This window comes from Bowmanella yangjiangensis (assembly GCF_017255015.1).
Classification (GTDB): Bacteria; Pseudomonadota; Gammaproteobacteria; order Enterobacterales; family Alteromonadaceae; genus Bowmanella; species Bowmanella yangjiangensis.
Genome location: NZ_JAFKCS010000189.1, coordinates 1 through 1,534, shown reverse-complemented (window position 1 = coordinate 1,534; position 1,534 = coordinate 1). Strand labels below are relative to the sequence as shown.

Sequence of the window (1,534 nt, the reverse complement as noted above, 5' to 3'; positions counted from 1 at the left end):
GGAAGGTGAGGCTGATGCTGATGGTCGTGTGTCGCTTGATGACACTCAGCAGAAACAACTATCGAAGGTATACGCTCAGGCGCCTCGAAGTCTTTGGCTTAGCTACCCCGGCCAGCGAATAGCCTTGCGTGTTCACATGGAGCAGCAGGGTTGGGACAGTGAGCGTTATGCACTGGGATCGATGGACTTCAGTAGCTGCGTCAGTCGTAACTCCAAAGGTAATGCGCTGCTGGAGAAAGATCGTAGTCAGCAGGATAGCCAGTGCAGTAGCGATCTGTTTACCCACCTTCAATCCAAGGAATGAATGCTCATGGCAACTGACTCTGCCTACAACGGGATCCGCGCAAAAGAACTCAATCAGATTAATGCGCAGGACGGGCGTGCCTATGCGGCCTACTCCGCTCCGGATTTCTTTCTCAACGGAGAAAATCTGTTTGCACCCAAGCGTACGGGTAATCAGGTTCGTTTTTTTACGACGGGAAGTGACTACTTCAAGGACGTTGCAGCTTCCATCGATCAAGCCAGTCGATGCATTTTTATCACTGGCTGGCAGGTCAACTACGACGTCTTGCTCGATGGCAAGCGAAGCCTTTGGCAGTGCCTGCATCAGGCTCTCAAACGCCAGTCGACCTTGAAGATTTATGTCATGCCCTGGCTGAGCCCATCCGGCAGCGTAGGTACTTACGACTTCGAGACCATGCTGGCTGTCTTTCAGCTCAACGCTGGTCTGCCGGGCGGCCCTCGCGCCTTCTGCACGCCGGCTATCCAACAGAGTGATATGAAGGGACTCGGCGTTGCGTTTTCTCACCACCAGAAATCAGTCGTAATCGACAACCGAATCGCCTATGTCGGAGGGATCGACCTTGCCTACGGGCGGCGTGACGACAATAACTTCAGCCTGGATGCCAGTACCAGGCAGGGTAATGATGCCTACAACCCTGGGCTGCCGAAGTTGGGGTGGATGGATCTGGATAAGCATGTCAGCTCGATGGGGCTGATGATGGCCACGCTGTTCGACATGTCCAGGCCCGTGTCGGAGACCAGCCTGATTCCGCTCAGCAGGAGTACGGCGTTAAACGGTGCTAGCCATGTTGCGGACTTTTTCCGCAGCCCACCGTTCTCCGCTCTGCAGTGGTTGAATCGCGCCAAGAACAGCGCACAGGAAAACCTCGACGAGGGCTTTGAGCGTCTAAGTGCTGTCCAGCGCCAGATGGTCGGGAAAAGTATCCAGGCTATGGCCAGATTGATTGGCGACAACCTCGATACAGTTCCGATGGCAGAGGAGTTGAAGCAACGCTTGCGAGAGTGGTTGCAGGAGCTTCGTGAGGCAGCGGGTAATCTTTATGAGTCATTACGTATCAAGAGCATCCAGCTGATCAGCCAGTGGATGAGTGAGACCGAGCTTGGTCAGGTGCTTACCGTTCTCAGCGGCAAGAGTTTCGATGATATTCCCGGCACATATCGGGAGAGGACCAACGAGTTGGCCAGCTCGATGCTTTGGTTCATCTATCACTTGCTACAGGAACGCTCGGGG

Annotated in this window: 1 protein-coding gene and 1 pseudogene; both read left to right on the top strand. The window is 54.4% G+C overall.

Annotated features, from left to right (window positions below):
* Positions 1 to 304 (top strand): hypothetical protein (locus tag J0A65_RS23200; RefSeq protein WP_206596658.1); only part of this gene is annotated, 304 nt, incomplete at its 5' end.
* 6 nt (positions 305 to 310) lie between these two features.
* Positions 311 to 1,534, top strand: a pseudogene (locus J0A65_RS23195) (hypothetical protein); the annotation flags it as partial.